Below are 17,172 nucleotides of genomic sequence, written 5' to 3' on the forward strand. Positions count from 1 at the left end.
TGAACAGCGGGCTTAGCAGCCTAGTTTTACAAGCAACAGTTGCTATACTCACCGCCCGTTACACGTTGAGACTACAACAGGCTAACCCTGAGAGCATAAAAAGGTAAAGCCTGACATTCTGCAATCGAGATATGCCTGGTGATAATGCCAGATAACTTGGACAAGAGTTCACTATGAGCACAGTAAAAACCACTTATCCGCAAATTGAAGATTTTTATGGGTTATCCACATGGTTTGAGCTGGCCCAGGGCGATGAAGCTTTATTGGTAAGAATCTTAGCGGACACTGCAGGTCTGAAAGGCTGGCTCAGTCGCCCTCAGCACGACCAGTTAAGTAGCGCACTGTTGGTCGATGTGGAGCATGCCGGTGAGTTACAAAGTTTTGATCGGGCTGCCGTTTACCTGCTCAGTCAGATGCCCCGGTTCATAGGCCCTATAGACGAAGCAAGCTGGTTACAATGGCTGAAGCAGTGGCAGGTTATTCATAAAGATAAAACCCCAGCTGAACAACTGGACGCACTGCCTGACCGGTTTGATCTGCACCATGCTGAACCGATAATGGCTCAGTTACTGGCAAACCAGAAAGAGAAGATTATTCCGTTGACGATAAAAAGCTGATCAGGCCGACTTAAACGGGGTAACATCCTGATTCAGCCTTCAATGACCCAGTCCCTGAACGGAATACTGACGGGCAATCCGGCAAAGCGGTCTCCGGGCACAGGCTTATTTCCGTCTACAGCCCGGCTTTATCCTCTTCAGCCAGAGCCGCTTTTACCGCTTGCCGTTTTTCTCGGGCTTCATCCCGGATCACTTTCACGGACTGATACCATTCAGAGGGATTTTCGATATCGCCATCTTCAGCCAGTCCCGGGTACGCAAGATTACGTTCTTTACAGAACTGGGCAATCTTGGGCTGAGCCCACTCAAACAGCGTTGTCTCATATTCATCAGGTGGCATACGGGAGGCGTCATACAAGCCCGCTTGCTCACGCTGCCGCTGGGCTTCTGACAAAATAATGGCCGCGGCCACCGAGACATTATAAGACTCCACCATCCCCATCATGGGGATCATAATATGCTCATCTGCCAGCTCCGCAGCAGTATCACTGACGCCATACTTCTCTGCGCCCATCAGAATAGCGCAGGGCTGAGTGTAATCCAGCTGACGATAGTCCACGACACGATCAGTAAAAGTCGCCGCATAAACCTTAAAACCTTCAGACTGCAGCTTTTTTATCGGTTTATCCACGCCATCATACAGGTGAACCTTTACCCAGCTATGACTGCCCTTAGCAGTTCCATGATACGTACCGTAACCGCCATCCGGGTCCGCGGAATGAACATGGTGAACACCAACAGCATCACAGGTCCGTACAATAGCTGACAGGTTACGGGGTTTATGTACGTTATCGGTAATCACGGTCAGATCAGGCTGGCGACGATTCAGTACCGCTTTAATTTTGGCGAAGCGCTCAGGACTCACGCATTTTTCCTCTCATCAGATCATCTCAGTCGTTATCGGCAATACTTTTACTCAGGTCAGCAGACACAAAAGCAGCAAAGATTATGCGGACTGCAAACTCCCTGCCCATTCCACTCCTGTCAGCATAATCACAACCCCCAATAACATCTGCATCACCAGCAATACCTGAATCTGGCTGTTGCGTTTTTTTGCACCGGCCCAATTAACACTGCGGGCAGCTTGACGTAAATCCACCATACGCAGCCAGAAAAGCGGAACCTGAAGCAGCCAAAGCCCTGCCACCAGTAGCCAGTACACGACCGTTGGCGGTGTGGAAAAAGTCAGCAAAAAAGGTGACAGCACTAAAATCAGCAACCCTGGCAGCGACAACGCCTGCTGAATCGTTAATGCCGAAATCCTCTGACTATAGCCTGCCTCAGGATAGCGGGCAGCCGGTGCCAGAAGCTCGGAGAAAAAAGCATAGATTGCAGGCAATAAAACCAAGGCCAACGCCAAAACAAACAGCGAAGTATTTAACATGAGTTCCAATGGAAATCCTTAAGACAGATCTGGAAATAAAAGAGCTGGTAACATCAGCAAGCGGCCAACTGAAAGGTCGGCAATATTTGATTATAAATCAGAGCATTGAACAGATGGGGGTATTTTTTTAGAGTTCAATCACAGTTTATACCTTAACGCCGGGAAGATGGCTCCAGTTGCACTCTCACTCGCTTGATATGCCCCTGCTGATCAAGCGCAACTAACTCATAGTCTCCTGGCTCATGAAAGGTTACCGGGAGATCTCCACCAGGCTCCGTTCGCCCCTGATGTCGCCCATTAAGAAACCAGTCTCTTTCCCCCAGACCACCAACAGAGGACACGACAAGCTGTAATGGTTGCGGCTGGTCTCGCTGGGACTCCGGCTGCAACAGGCGTTCGCCATTTTTCAGGCCGATAATATGCAGCGGAGCCGACATCAGGCTATCAGTCTCACAGCCTTGAGCCAATGGTGGCAACTGCTCAGTTAAACGCCAGCGCCGGGGAATCCAGGGTTCAGTGGGTTGCGGCCACAAAGCCAGCCGCCGCCTGAGAATAGAACCTCTTGCCGGAAGGCAGCCCGCGCTAAGACGCTCACCATTTTCATTCAGCCGAATAGTTAAAGGGTTAGGTAATAAGCCATCCATTGCGTCATCACGCAGAGTTGGCGGCACCTGTTTACGAATAACCCAGGCCTGATGCGCCACATGGCAGTGTTCCGAAGCCGTTTCTTCCGACAAAAGCCCCAGAGGCCAGCAAATACTCTGCATACTGACCCCGTCAGGCATAGGGCCCCATACCGGGTCAGGGTCGAGAAAGTCCTGAATCCTAAACAATATTGGCAATGCGGTTATGGCACCAAAATACCCTGGAGCAGGAGTACCATCCGGCCGCCCCACCCAAACCCCTATTGTCAGCTTTGGCGTAACACCAACAGCCCAGGCATCCCGGAAGCCATAGCTGGTACCGGTTTTCCAGGCGATACCGGGTGCATGAGTGCGAATCGAGGGATTATGGGTCTGATCCGGACGGGCATTACGTAACAGACGGGCAACCACCCAGCTGGTCTCCCCTGATATCAGCCAGCGGCTGTCAGTATCCATCTGTTCCTGACTTGGCTGAAACAAAGCTGTCAGCGGTTTCACCTGCCCTTTGTTTGCCAGACCACTATAAAGCGTCACCAGATCCCAGAGATTAAAACCGCCGCCGCCCAGTGCCATCGCCAGATTAGGCCGACTGCCCGCAGGCATGCGGTAGGGCGTTCGCACATTAGCCAGGGCAGCAGCAAAACGCTCGGGGGTCAGTGCTTCCAGAACCTGAACCACGGGCAGATTCAGCGACTGACGCAGTGCTGTATGCGTATCAACAGCACCTGAAAAAGCCCGGGCAAAGTTCTCCGGCTGGTACTCTTTCTGATAGCGAGGTGTATCCCGCAATAAACTGGCAGAGTGTATAACCCCCGCCTCCAGAGCCAGCCCATAGATAAAAGGCTTGAGTGTTGAGCCGGGAGAGCGTATTGCCTGTACCATATCCACATGACCAAAGCGCTGCTGATTGAGGAAGTCCGCCGACCCCACATAAGCGACCACCTCACCAGTGGCATTGTCTGCCACCAAAATTGCAGCCGAATGCCCCTTAGGGTAAAGCTGAATATCCTCCTGCAGCAGCGTTTGCAGTTCCGCCTGAATATCTGCATCCAGAGTGGTTTGAATCACGGCCCGATCCGGATATTGCTGATGCAGCTTGCGAGCTAAAAGTGGGGCCAGTATGGGCATATCCGGTTGCCAGGCCGCCACAGCTTCCAGCTTAGCACGCTCAAAAGCCTGGCGATCAATCACGCCAAAATCGTAAAGGCGCTGTAATACCTTATCCCGGGCAGCCTGAGCCCGTTCAGGGTAACGGTCCGGCCGCAGCCTTGAAGGTGCTTGGGGCAGCACAGCCAGAAGAGCGCTTTGTGCCAAAGAAAGCTCAGATGCAGAGCGATCCAGATAAAGACGACTGGCCGCTTCAACGCCCTCGATGACACCTCCCATAGGCACATAATTGAGATAAAGGGTCAGGATATCCTCTTTACTCAGATGCCACTCCAGCTGAACAGCCCGCAGCACCTGGTGCAATTTTCCGCCTAAGCTACGCCGGTGGGGGTCTAACCGGCGTGCCACCTGCATGGTGATGGTTGAGCCACCGGATACAATGCAGCCACAGCGCCAGTTCTGCCAGGCGGCACGGACTACCGAGAATGGGTTGAAGCCCGGATGATAATAGAACCAACGATCTTCATAGTTAATCACCGCCTTGAGATAATCCGGTGCAACATCACCCAGCCCGACCTGGTAACGCCAGAGGCCTTTATGATCGGGAAAAGCCCTTAAAGGTCTTTTATACCGATCCACCACAGCCTGAGCAAAACCAAGCTCTCCGGCTTTAGGAGCCCCTTCACGTTCAGATAACGCGCCTCTCTTCGGTAATACATCAGAAAGCGGATAAATACGATCTAATACCCCGAGGCTGAGCATCGTCAGGAGACAACAAAAAAGCAGCAGGCCGGAAAGGCCTGCTACCCATGGATGTCGGCCCGCAACAAGGTTAAGGCGTTGACTAAACCGATCATAGTGACTAAATATGGAGCGCCAGCAAGTCAAGTCTGTCGCACCGCTAGTCCGATGACGCCCCGGCACCGGACGGGGAAACCACCAACATCCCCGGGGAGTCACTGATTGCACGCACCTCAGGGTCGTACATATCCTCCAGCAAGGCATTCGGAATCCGGTACACACCAGGAGTTACTGCCCGGGCAAGGTAAAAAATCCGAGTGGCTTCATTTTGCCCCCAACGCTCATCTTTACCAGCGGCCAGTGCCGTGACAAAGCGATCATCCCGATATTCCTGGTGCCGGATATCTGCACGTTCTGACCACTGATCCAGTGTCAGGTCACCCAAACGAAGGTTGCTTAGCTTCAGGCTATCAGACAGGTTCTGATTTTCCAGCTCAAGTCCGGCTGGCAAAAGATCCACCAACAACAGGTCCGGGCGAAATTTGTCACTATTAACCAGCAGGCTAACCAGTACACGATCACCGGTTTGCAGGGCGATTCTGCCATGATGAACTGGTAATGGTTTCCCAGTGGCATCCATAAAGTCACGAACCACGCTTACCCCACCATAACCCGAGGCTTCAGGCGCTGTTTCCGGTGTACTCTGGATGGCAAAATCAGCATAAAGCGTTGCATCACCTTTATTGATAATTTCCGCTCCTTGCGTCAGATCGGCCCCCTCTGCAGTCAGATAGAGAGCTTTATCAGAACTATGCTCACTGTCTGTGCTCCCCAGTCGGACAACCGCCTGCCAGGGCTTGCCTCCGGCTTTATCCAGCGCCTGAGACATCTGCAGGATCGAGATCTGCTCCTGTGTGCTCAGATAATGGCGTTTTTTCAAAGCACCACTGACCAAACGAGTCAGGCTCTGTAGACGATCGCTCTTCATATCATGCTCAGCCAACAGGCGCGCCTGTTGTGCTTTATCGCGAATTTCAGAACCGTAATGGCCGATGTAGTGCCACTTCTCCGGCTTGGATGAGGCTGTCATCAGAGTGTCAGACAGCTCCTGATCACCTTGCAGCTTAGCCGCCACAGCTAGCTGAACAATACTCAGAGATGGGCTCTCGCCGGATACTTTCTGGGCAAGACGGCGAATATCGGCAAGGGAAGCACGATTGTTTCGGGCCAGCACATAGTGGGCATAAGCCTGATAAGCAAAACGGTATTGGTCCGGCTCTGGCGACCAACGCTCACGCAGATTACCGCGGTCTCTTGTATAGTCCTGCAGACGTTTCAATGTTCGCGCCATCATCCCGGAATCAACACTGATACCAGCATTCACAGCATCCGTCATAAAGTGACCGGCATAAGCGGTCAGCCAATGCTGCTCATACTCATCCGTGGCAGACCACATACCAAAGCCGCCATTACTTTTCTGTTTGCTGGCGATACGTCCCAGTCCCGCTTCCAGGGCAGACTGTTGATAGGCCGGTGAGTACTGTCCATCCCCAATCTCTTCCAGCTGACGATCAAGCTGGCCCTCTAAAGCATAAAGCCATGGATAAGTGCTGCTCACGGTTTGCTCCAGACAACCGTAAGGATAATGCAGCAGATCATCCAGGTGGCGATGGGTATCCAGCGAAACCGTACTACTGAGACCGGCGGCGATCTTCAGTGTATCCGGGTTGATATCAGACACAGCATCAGCAAGCTCTTCCGTACCAAGAACCAGGCGTTCACCGGAAGACAAAGCACGGTGTTTGGTGTGAGTGTTTACCGGATACGGCTGGCGACTGATCAGCCCCCAGCGGCGATCCACCGGGTAGTCCTGAAAGCCAGTCACCTTGGCATTAAACTCAATGCGACCACTGAGTTTATCGGCAGTAAACGGATAATGAAGCGTGCGTTTCTCTTTATCTGCCAATGTCAGTGTTTGGCTGGATACAGCAGAGCCCGTCAAACTCACGGGGCCGGATGCCAGCATCTGCACCTGAATTTCCCGGGACTGGCCGCTGAGGTTAGTGACATCCAGCACGACCTGAGATTCATCACCCGCCGCAATAAAGCGTGGTAAAGATAGCTGAGTTACCAGAGGAGCGGCGACGGTAATCTCTTCTTCCAGGTGACCAAAGCGGTTGTCATCAAAGGCCACCGCCATCAGACGTAAACGGCCATTAAAGTCCGGCAAATCCAGCGGAATTACCGCCTCACCGTTGACTACATCCACGCGACCGGAATAGAGCGAAATAATCTGCACTTCAGAACGAGCCAGGTCACCGCCGCGGGTCAGGCCACCATCACCACCGAAAGCGATACCTGCATTGTGCTCCTTATTCAGTTCAATCAGATCGGCATACATATCACGTTGCTCCACCTGATAGCTGCGTTGAGCAAAGAAAAAACCAGCCGGATCCGGCGTATCAAAACGGGTAATGGACAGAATCCCCACATCCACGGCAGCCAGAGTCACCCAGGCCTTATCCACTGGCCGATCATCATCCCCGGTTATTTTCAGGTGAGCCTGAACGGTTTGATTCGGCAACCATTTATCCGGTAGCTCGGTCGCTATCTGCAAGGTACGACCGGACCGGTCTAACGGCAAGTGGATCATGCCGATGGCACGGGTTGGCGTGATACGCCCTTCTTTGTTACTTGGTTGCAGGTGCAGTGCGGTAATATAGATATCATGGCGAGCCCAATCATCAGCAACCGGGATCTCAACCATCACCCCCTCCTTCGGTGTGGAAATACGTTTCGACCAGAGCAGGTGATCGCTTTCCACCAGGATCAGAGTCTCACCGGCTGAAGGTGGTGTGAGCGTCAACTGAACCTTATCGCCAGCATTATAGGCGGGCTTATCCAGCGACAGGGCGACCTGATCCGGAAAGGAGGTATTTTGTGACGGATCACCCCACCCGTAATCGGTTTCAAAAGGCAGTTTGGTCACCAGTCCTGTACTGTTATCTGTAATCTCCAGGCGATACTGCCCCCAGTTCACTGGCACCTGAACCTTTGCTGCCTCACCGTTAGCAATGGAAACCGGCAGGGTCAACTCCGTAATATCCTGATCGGTATGCACGGCGTACCAACCCCGGTTATCACTGAAACGCCAATAAGTTTTTCGGGTCTGGTTAACCACTTTCAGAGTCAGGTCCTGACTGGCCAGTAGCTCACCCTGAAGGTTGGTATAGATCAGCTCAAATTCCGCCAGACTGTTGCTTGCGACCTTATCATCGAATAACGGACGAACCCCCACCAATCGTTCTGCAGGTAACAGATGCTGAGTATGGCGGCGCACCACAGGTCGTCCCCCGCTTTCGAACAGACTGCCGGTGATCTGTACCTGTAATGGAATTGTGGTTTCTTTCCAAGCCGGCGGCTCACTCAGTATCAGCTCGCCATCACGGTTCAGCTGCAGATTGCCTCTGGAAAATGCCTGATTCCAGTCCCGGTTTTTCGGCTGACCAAAAAAGAAGTCAGGGCGCGCAGCGATAGGGTGTACTGATGGAGAGACCTTAAATTCTGCATCAAAGCGATTACCGGACGCAGGAGCCCCGTAAAGGTACTCACCTGATACCTTAATGGCCATGGGCTGCGAAGCCAGCTGCACCATTGCCTGACGGTCTGGGTTCCAGCTGATTTTCAGCCGCTCCGGCATAAAATCTTCAACTTTAAAGCTATGGCGCCACACCTGATTATCCGGGCCTTTGACCTGCACCTGCCAGTTACCGGTTTTCGCGTCGGCGGACAACGGATAATCAAAGCTGTAGAAACCATTACCGCCACTCACCCAACTCAGGCTTTTTACTTTCTGCCCGTCCGGGCGGACCAGAGTCAGCATAAGAGGGGTATCCGGCAGACGCTGACCATCCTCATCCCGCAGAAGAGCATTAATAGTCACAGTATCACCACCACGGTAAAGATCCCGAGGTGAATAGATAAACAGCTCCTGCGACAAGGACTGACGGAAACCGGTGCCCATACGGGACAGATCAAGCGGAGGCTTATTCAGCGGCATCAATGTGACAGACGCCCCTTCAGTTACCATCAGCGCTTTTCGATGATAGGGCTCGACCTGATACGGTATTCGGGTTTTTCCAATACCGGTTGTAGTATACCAACGGTTGTTTTCGCCCTTATGGGTCAGGAGCTCTACTTTGGCACCCACCACAGGGCTGGCATCAGATAAGCGATGTACATAAACATCCATCGCATCCCGATAACCGCGTACATGCACCCCAAGGTCAGTAACACTAAACCAATTAACCGATAGGGTATTTTCAAAGCGTGCCGGATCGCGCATCACAGCCAAATATACACCAGGCTCTTTCAGAGCCGGAATATTCTGCACGGGTAGGTTCACAGTTTTCAGCTTATTAGCTTCAGCATTCAACTCAAAGCGAGCTTCATAAACCAGATCCAGCAGCTCACTAATATCATTCAGACGATAGTAACCTTCTGTGGCACTGTTTCGTTTCCAGCGTAGCAAGGTACGCAAAGCTTCTTCTTCATTTTTTATCCGGAAGAAACTGACATTAGCCTGAGGTACATTCTGGCTCTGTACCGGCAGGCCACCGGAACCGTTCAAAGGCAGGTAATGCCCCTCACTTAAGAAGCGAACAATTTTAGAGGCCGGGCTCAGGGTCACGGTTTCAGAGCTTGGCTTTGTCAGTGTTTCACCATTCGCCGCCTGCAGTCCCTCTGCAACATGTACCTCATATTGGCTTTCAGGTTCAGGGTTCAATAAATAAAGAAATAAGCCATCATCGGACAACACCCAATTGCTGTTTCTGCTTGTAACCTGAATATAAGAGTGGAAAGGCTTTCGCCCATCCAGCGGCACCGAAAAACGAATCCCTACAGTATTGCCATCGTCATAGCTGACCTCACCGATATGAGTCACTTCCAGTGGCAAACCAGCATATATATCTGCAGAAGTATCCGCATAAGCACCCGAAGCTAACGCAACCAGCAGCACCATACCGAGTATTTGCAATCGCAGTACCCCGGCGGAAATAGAGGATAAAAACGCAAAACCTGTTTGAGCGCGCCGATCAGATATCTCGGTATGGGGCATACAAATATTCCCTGTGGGGGTAACCACTGTCAGAGTAACGGGGAAAACTCCAATAACAAGGAGTAATCAGGCAATAAAAATAAATAAAACGGCTCAACAGCAGGAAGAAGACTCTGCCGACAGAGTGTTGCAAAGTATAACCGATTACCCCGACCAGAATAGGCTTGAAGAGCGTGGGAACCGATATCAGCTCAAATCTCTGACCGACGCCATGTTCATCATAAAAATACTGTTTTTCCTGATTTAACCCACTAAAAGCACTATAAATTACAAATTATTACAGTTTCAGAAAAGTTTATAGGTACTATTATCCACCTTCTCTTCTACGATCTTCGTCAACCCTACATCCTAGACGGCATGCCTTATGCAGACGCTAAGATTTAATCAATTGTCGATTACCAGTCGCGTATTGATATCCCCGATTACTATTTTATTCCTGCTCGTTACAGTAAGCGCTATTGCTCTGTTTTCTCTGAAACAGATCGACCGAGACGTAGCCGCGGCCACGACTCAAATCGCGCCTATGACAGAACAGGCACAGGCGATCAGCGAATACCTGTCCCAACAGCGGATTCTGGTGCTTAATTACCAGCAGAACCCTCAACCAATGATGCTGGATGAGTTTGCTACCCGGGAACAGGCGTTCAGCGCTGACCTGGAAAAACTGCACCCCTACATGAGTTCAGCTCAGCAGCAACAGGTGCTCACCCAGGTACAACAGTTGAACCAACAGTACTCGGATCTGTTCCGGGACCAGTTGGTGGGCTTTATGGGTCAGCAACAAAGTCTGCAGGAAAACCTGGAATCAGCCTCCCGGGGAACCGATCGCGCTATCAAGAAGTTAGTGATTCTGGCTAATGACAGCAATCAGGGAGGACTAACAGTCCTGGTTAGTGAATTACAGGCAAATTTTCAGCAGGCCCGTATCTTCCTGCACCAATATCTGACTCACAGGGATGATCATCTTCTGGGAGAAGCAGAGTACTACCTGGGGGAAGCCCGTGCTTTTCAGCAGCAGCTAAATCAACCGGGGTTAAGCGATAAACTGAACTATCGTGTTAATCAGCTGGAACGTTCTCTTGACGGCGTCGGGCTTATTATTAATGAAAGTCGCCAGTTAACTCAAAAGCGCCAAAAGGTTCAGGTGGACCTGGATAATACCAGTGCAGCGATTTCTATAGCCGCATCTGAACTCAACCAAAGTATTCTGACCCTGCTGAATGATACCAGCGAAACAGTAAAACTCCTGACCCGAAAGACCCGTTCAGGTCTGATTGGGGCCAGTGCTGCTGCAGCGGTTATTGGATTACTGTTGGCGATTCTCATTAGCCGGAATGTGCGCCGCATCCTGCTACAGCTAAACCGCCGCCTAACGGATATTTCCTCGGGAGACGGCGACCTGACGGCACGCCTGCCGGAGCAGGGCGGCCAGGAACTGAGCCTGATAGCCCGTAGTTTCAATCAATTTATGCTCAAATTGCAGAAACTGATTCAACAGCTGGTTCATAGCACTGACAGCCTGGCGTCTGCCAGTGGTCAGCTTGCAACAAACGCCCAGCAAAGCGTGACGAATGCTCAGCAACAACAGATGAGTGTTCACACGATTAATCAGGCGATCAGTGAACTGGTGGACCAGATCGCAACCATCGACCATAACGCCCAGCAAGCAAGTCAGGTCAGCCAGGACACAGAGGACTCAGCCCTGGCCGGTCAGGATGAGATTGAGCAAACACATTCAGCCCTGAAAAACCTGTCGGCACAACTCAACAGTTGTTCTCAGCGCGTGATGGGGTTAAGTGAACGCACTGATAATATTTCTGAAATCACTGATGATATTCAGGGTATTGCTGATCAGACCAGCTTACTGGCACTAAACGCAGCAATTGAAGCGGCCCGTGCCGGAGAGCATGGCCGCGGATTCGCCGTCGTTGCAGATGAAGTTCGGCATTTGGCCAGCCGGACCCACCAGATGACCGAGCAGATCGTATCCATCGTCCGGGCCATCGGTGATGAAGTACAGCAAGCCTGCACAGATATGAAGCACCTGCAGCACCAGTCTGATGAAACACTGCAGCTGGCGGGTAAAACACATCAGGCATTGCAGAATATCAGCCATTGCGCCCTGAAAACCCGGGAGCAGATCGCCTCAATCGCTGACTCATCCGAACAACAAACAGGTCAGGTCCGGGCGCTACAGCAGCAGAGCGGCGCGCTGCAGCAAACCTTGGATGAAGCAACCCAGGCCAGTGAAGAGCGGGCGGAGGCCAGCCGGATTCTGGACTCCCTCAGCCAGGATCTGCAGCGCATGGCGCGCCAATTCCGTACTGAATAACCTGATAACAGAATGACGGTTGTCTAGACCGTTACTACTAAAAGGTGCTTTTCAGTATCTGATCACTAATATCCTGATCAGATACTGGAGCTTTGCTTCTCACAAAGGTACTTTAGCTTCTGTCTGAAAAGCACCTTCAACAATAATAAAAACTGCCAGTATCAGAGGCAGCCTCCTTGCAAAGCCAAAATCAAATTCGGTTGCCCCAGTAAAAATCACAAGCTCAGATACGTTTGTCAATCCAGATCATTCTACGGGATAAATCAACATCTGAAGTTATTTGTATATGCCATGTATTTTACTCCGGCCCTTATGATAAAAATCAGTTAGTGCCGGTGGAGCTATCTATGTCTAAAGCCACTGAAACTGCTATCCAGCGCCATCAACCTGACTTCTGGAAAGCCAGCCTTGCGCTATTTTCCGGTGCCTTTGTCACCTTTGCCAACCTGTACAGCACCCAACCGCTTCTCCCTTTGCTCGCCCGTGAGTTTAATATTTCTCCGGCGGCTGCCAGTCTAAGCCTTTCTGTCGCAACAGCTTCCTTGGCGATGGCCCTGCTGTTTACGCCAGGGCTTTCCGACAGGGTCGGGCGAAAAAGCATAATGGTGACGGCTTTGCTGCTGGCGTCAGTGCTGGGCTTTGTGGTTACCTTTGTTCAACACTACAGTCTGCTGCTGATTATTCGAGGTCTACAGGGCTTCGCACTGGCCGGTCTGGCCTCTATCGCCATGACCTATGTGAACGAAGAGTTCAGTCAGCAGTGCCGGGGACTCGCCATGGGGCTCTATGTCAGCGGAACAACCGTCGGCGGCATGTCGGGCCGTATCATCACCGGATCACTGACAGAGCTCTATGACTGGCACTTGGCCCTGCAGGTACTGGCCGGTATCAGTCTGGCCTGCAGTCTTATTTTTGCCTTTGCCTTGCCCGTATCAAAACACTTCTCACCCCAGAGTCTCTCATTAAAAGTCATGGCAAAAGGGTTTGCCCATCACCTCCGGCACTGGCCTCAGCTTGGACGCTTTCTGCATGGCTTTTTACTTATGGGAGGACTGGTAACACTGTATAACTATGTCAGCTTTCGCTTACAGGAAGAGCCATATCAGTTGACTGAAGCGGCCATTGGCTGGTTGTTTGTTATCTACCTGCTGGGCACTTTCAGCTCCACATGGATGGGAGCTAAAGCAGATAAGTTTGGCCCTCGCCCTGTACTTCTGATCTGCATACTGCTGATGTTCATCGGCTTGCTGCTGAGTACCCTGGATAGTCTAAAGGTGATTATTACCGCAATGGGAATTTTTACCTTTGGCTTCTTTGGAGCGCACTCCATCGTCAGCAGCTGGGTAGGGCAGGCCAGTAATGAATATAAGGCCCAGGCATCAGCTCTGTATCTGCTGTTTTATTATGCGGGCTCAAGCCTGATCGGTTCGGTGGGAGGCTATTTCTGGAGTCACTGGCAATGGTTTGGTATTACAGGATTAGTGCTTACATTAGTGTGCGCCAGCGGACTGATTGCACTGACCTCAAAGCATTAAAGGGACCTTGCAGCAAAGTCCTATTCCAGATTAGGGGATAGCCTGAAATAAAAAAGCCGCCAAGGAAACATCCCGGCGGCTTTTCCTGATCAGATAAGTGCCTCAGACCTTAAACTGACGAACAAGGTTGTGCAATGTATCTGCCTGCCCCGCCAATTCGTCACTGGCGATATTAACCTGATCGGTAGATTCCGATGTGGTCTGAGACAGATCAACAATGTTCACCACGTTGCGATTAATCTCCTCAGCAACCAATGATTGCTCCTCTGCTGCGCTGGCAATCATATCATTCATATCCCGGATAGATTCAACCGCTGCCAGAATAGTGTCCAATGAACCACCCGCCTCTATTGCAGTCGCTTCAGTGGCTTCGGTATATTTCAGGCTTTCATCAATCACAGTTACAGCTTTCATTGCTGCACTTTGCAACTGCTCGATCATACCCTGAATCTCATCCGTACTTTGCTGCGTGCGCTGAGCCAGTGTCCGTACCTCATCGGCAACAACAGCAAACCCCCGGCCATGCTCTCCGGCACGGGCGGCTTCAATCGCAGCATTTAATGCCAGAAGATTCGTTTGTTCCGCTACGTTGCGGATAACATCCAGTACGCTGCCGATATTCTCACTGTCGGAGCGCAGTGTCTGAATCACATCCGCTGAATTTTTCACCTGTCCGTTCAGATCATGAATCGCCCGGATCGCATCCTCCACCTGCGTCTTACCCTGACGAGCTTGCTCATCCGCACGATTTGCAGCCGCCGCTGCTTCACCGGCATTCTGTGCAACCTCATGCACCGTAGTAGACATTTCATGAATTGCGGTCGCAACCTGATCAGTTTCTTTTGCCTGCTGAGTGATCGTACGGCTACTTTCCCGGGTAATCGAAGACAACTCTTCTGCTGCAGCCGATACAGCCTCTGAAGACTGACTCGCCTGGATAATTACCTGATGAATACGCTCTACAAACGCATTAAAATGGAACGTCAGCTGAGTAATTTCATCATTGCCACGTACACGCAGGCGGGACGTCAGGTCACCTTCGCCCTGACTGATATCCTGCATTGCCGCCACCGTCATTTTTAGTGGACGGGTGATACTCCGGGCAATCAGGCCGGCAACGACTGCCATAATGCCGATAATCACAGCCGCAGCGGATAATACAGAGACCAGCTGACGCTTGAACTGCGTATCAATGTCATCAATGTATGCGCCGGTACCAATGGCCCAACCCCAGGGCTTATAAGCCAGAACATAGGATATTTTAGGTACAGGTTTATCTGAGTCAGCCCGGTTCCAACTGTATTCGGTGATAAAATCGCCGGAGTCTGCAAGTGCCCGATCCATACCGTTAAAGAAGTACTTACCGTTCACATCTTTAATGGTTTTCAAATCTTTGCCGATCAGTTTGTCGCTGACATGCATCAGCGTGATACCTTCCAGATCCTGAATCCAGAAGTAATCATTATGACCGAAGCGTATTGGCCCGATTAACTCCATAGCCTGATCCTGAGCCTCAGCCAAGCTTAATGCCCCGGACTGAACCTGTGAGTTCAGTCCATCCAGCATACTTATAACAGATTCACTCAGGTGTCGAAGCTCACCTGTCTTCTGTTCAGTATAACCATCACGGGAATATTGGAGGGAGACGACCAGCAGGATACTGATAGAGGCAAAAGCCAGAATCAGCAGCAGCCAAATGCGCAACTGTATCGGGATACGGCGGAAAGTTGTTTCCATTAGAAGTTCCTTAGCTTTATACACGGAGGCGAAGTGGCTGGATATACCCTGTTATTGCTTTTTTAGTTGCAGGGTATCAACCTAACGTACGCTCGAGTTTTTTGTTATGTCCTCATACGACGATATACGCTTTCCCAAATCAAGTTATTAGCGTTACTTAATGTTTCAGTGTGCAATAATTGTTAAGCAAAAAAAAGCGGAGCAGCTAATAGCTGCTCCGCTTTCAGAGTATTTTTTGAGCTCAGTCAGACCCGGAACTGCCGAACCAGGTTGTGTAAGTTATCTGCTTGCTTTGCCAGTTCTTCACTGGCTTGGTTTACCTGGGCAGTAGACTCCGATGTCGTCTGGGAAAGGTCTACAATATTCACAACGTTCCGGTTGATCTCTTCAGCAACCAGAGACTGCTCTTCCGCAGCACTGGCAATCAGATCATTCTGATCCCGAATCGACTCTACAGAGGCCAGAATACGATCCAATGACTCACCCGCTTTTGCAGCGGTTGCTTCCGTTGCCTCCGTAAAACTCAGGCTCTCATCCATTACTGAAACAGCTTGCAGTGCACCATTTTGCAGCTGCTCAATAATTCCCTGAATTTCATCGGTGCTCTCCTGAGTTCTCTGTGCCAGCGTCCTGACTTCATCGGCCACAACAGCAAACCCCCGACCATGCTCTCCAGCGCGGGCAGCTTCAATCGCTGCATTTAATGCCAGTAAGTTAGTCTGTTCAGCAACATTACGAATAACGTCCAGCACACCACCAATATTTTCGCTGTCAGAACGAAGCTTCTGAATCACATCTGCAGAGTTTTTCACTTGGCCTGTCAGATCATGAATCGCCTTAATTGCACTTTCTACCTGCTGTTTACCCTGAAGTGCTTCCTGATCTGCGCTATTTGCAGCTCCCGCTGCCTGACCTGCATTCTGAGCGACCTCATGAACCGTTGTTGACATCTCTTCGATAGCTGTTGCCACCTGATCGGTTTCTTTAGCTTGCCGAGTAATCGTTGTACTGCTTTCACTGGTAATGGAAGAAAGCTCCTCTGCTGCTGCCGACACTGCCTCTGAGGATTTTCCGGTCTGAATCACGACCTGATGAATACGCTCTACAAAGCTATTAAAATAATGAGTCAGCAAGCTAATCTCATCACTTCCCTCTTCCTTTAAGCGCACTGTCAGATCGCCTTCACCACGACTGATACCCTCCATTGCCTGAACCGTTAGCTTAAGCGGATGAGTAATACTACGGGCAATCGACCAGGCAATTAAGGCGATGATACTTACTATAAGGGCAGAGACCGAAATAACAGAATAAGCCTGCCGCCAGAAAGCATCCTCAATATCATCAACATATACACCGGTTACAACAGCCCAGCCCCAAGGTTTGTAGGCTAGAATGTAAGAAATCTTAGGGGATGGCGTCGATGCCCCAGCTCTCTGCCAATGGTACTCTGAAATACTTTCACCTTTAGCAGCCAGTTCACTAGGCACAGGCCTTAGAAAATATTTACCATTAATATCAACTGTATTCGAGACCCCCTTACCTATCTCATTAGGATCCGGGTGCATGATGGTGATACCGTCAAGGTCCATAATCCAGAAATAATCATTTTGACCAAACTGCATGCTGTTAATCAGACTTTTTACTTCACTCTGAGCAGCCCCAAGCGTCATCTCACCTGTTTGCACACGCCGGTCAAACTCTTCCAGCAATGCAGTCGCTGACTGGGCTAGGTGTCGTAGCTCCGTTAGCTTCAACTCATTATAACTAGCACGCTCCTGCTTGAGCGTGATATACAACAGAAGAGCCATACTAATAAAAGCCAGTAGCAGCATAAACCATATTCGATGCTGTATATGAAAGCGGCGTAATAAAGTTTCCATGGAGTACCTCACTGTGATGATAGTATTAGTTTATGGCCCAGTGCGATTGTTATTTTTCGGCCTAAAAAAGCTGCTC

At 50.7% G+C, this 17,172-nt stretch carries 9 protein-coding genes; 3 read left to right on the top strand and 6 right to left on the bottom strand.

Annotated elements, in window-relative coordinates; genetic code table 11:
* Window positions 1–173: 173 nt before the first annotated feature.
* A complete protein-coding gene (locus BTA35_RS05065) occupies window positions 174–617 on the top strand; it encodes a hypothetical protein (RefSeq protein ID WP_077243295.1) in 444 nt (147 codons plus the stop codon).
* 115 nt (window positions 618–732) lie between these two features.
* Here the strand turns inward: BTA35_RS05065 and trmH are convergent, their stop codons facing one another.
* The 4 genes from trmH to BTA35_RS05085 form a co-directional block, all read right to left on the bottom strand.
* A complete protein-coding gene (trmH, locus tag BTA35_RS05070; RefSeq protein WP_077243296.1) occupies window positions 733–1,482 on the bottom strand; it encodes a tRNA (guanosine(18)-2'-O)-methyltransferase TrmH in 750 nt (249 codons plus the stop codon).
* 81 nt (window positions 1,483–1,563) lie between these two features.
* The gene (locus BTA35_RS05075) at window positions 1,564–2,010 is read right to left on the bottom strand and encodes a hypothetical protein (protein ID WP_077243297.1); all 447 of its coding nucleotides are present in this window, start codon (window positions 2,008–2,010) and stop codon (window positions 1,564–1,566) included.
* Window positions 2,011–2,153: 143 nt separating this feature from the next.
* On the bottom strand, window positions 2,154–4,640 hold the full coding sequence (gene pbpC / locus BTA35_RS05080; protein ID WP_160055320.1) for a penicillin-binding protein 1C: 2,487 nt from the start codon (window positions 4,638–4,640) through the stop codon (window positions 2,154–2,156).
* A 13-nt stretch (window positions 4,641–4,653) separates the two neighbouring features.
* A complete protein-coding gene (locus BTA35_RS05085; protein WP_077243299.1) occupies window positions 4,654–9,612 on the bottom strand; it encodes an alpha-2-macroglobulin family protein in 4,959 nt (1,652 codons plus the stop codon).
* 364 nt (window positions 9,613–9,976) lie between these two features.
* On the opposite strand from BTA35_RS05085, the gene BTA35_RS05095 reads away from it, so the two are divergent.
* Entirely contained in the window at window positions 9,977–11,944 is a 1,968-nt protein-coding gene (locus tag BTA35_RS05095; protein ID WP_077243301.1) for a methyl-accepting chemotaxis protein, read from the top strand.
* 347 nt (window positions 11,945–12,291) lie between these two features.
* Entirely contained in the window at window positions 12,292–13,479 is a 1,188-nt protein-coding gene (locus BTA35_RS05100) for an MFS transporter (RefSeq protein ID WP_077243302.1), read from the top strand.
* Window positions 13,480–13,581: 102 nt separating this feature from the next.
* Here the strand turns inward: BTA35_RS05100 and BTA35_RS05105 are convergent, their stop codons facing one another.
* Both BTA35_RS05105 and BTA35_RS05110 read right to left on the bottom strand, forming a co-directional pair.
* A complete protein-coding gene (locus BTA35_RS05105; protein WP_077243303.1) occupies window positions 13,582–15,216 on the bottom strand; it encodes a methyl-accepting chemotaxis protein in 1,635 nt (544 codons plus the stop codon).
* Between the two features lie 245 nt (window positions 15,217–15,461).
* Complete coding sequence (locus BTA35_RS05110; RefSeq protein ID WP_077243304.1) at window positions 15,462–17,096, bottom strand: methyl-accepting chemotaxis protein; 1,635 nt, start codon at window positions 17,094–17,096, stop codon at window positions 15,462–15,464.
* Window positions 17,097–17,172: the final 76 nt, after the last annotated feature.

The organism is Oceanospirillum linum (assembly GCF_001995095.2).
Classification (GTDB): Bacteria; Pseudomonadota; Gammaproteobacteria; order Pseudomonadales; family Halomonadaceae; genus Oceanospirillum; species Oceanospirillum linum.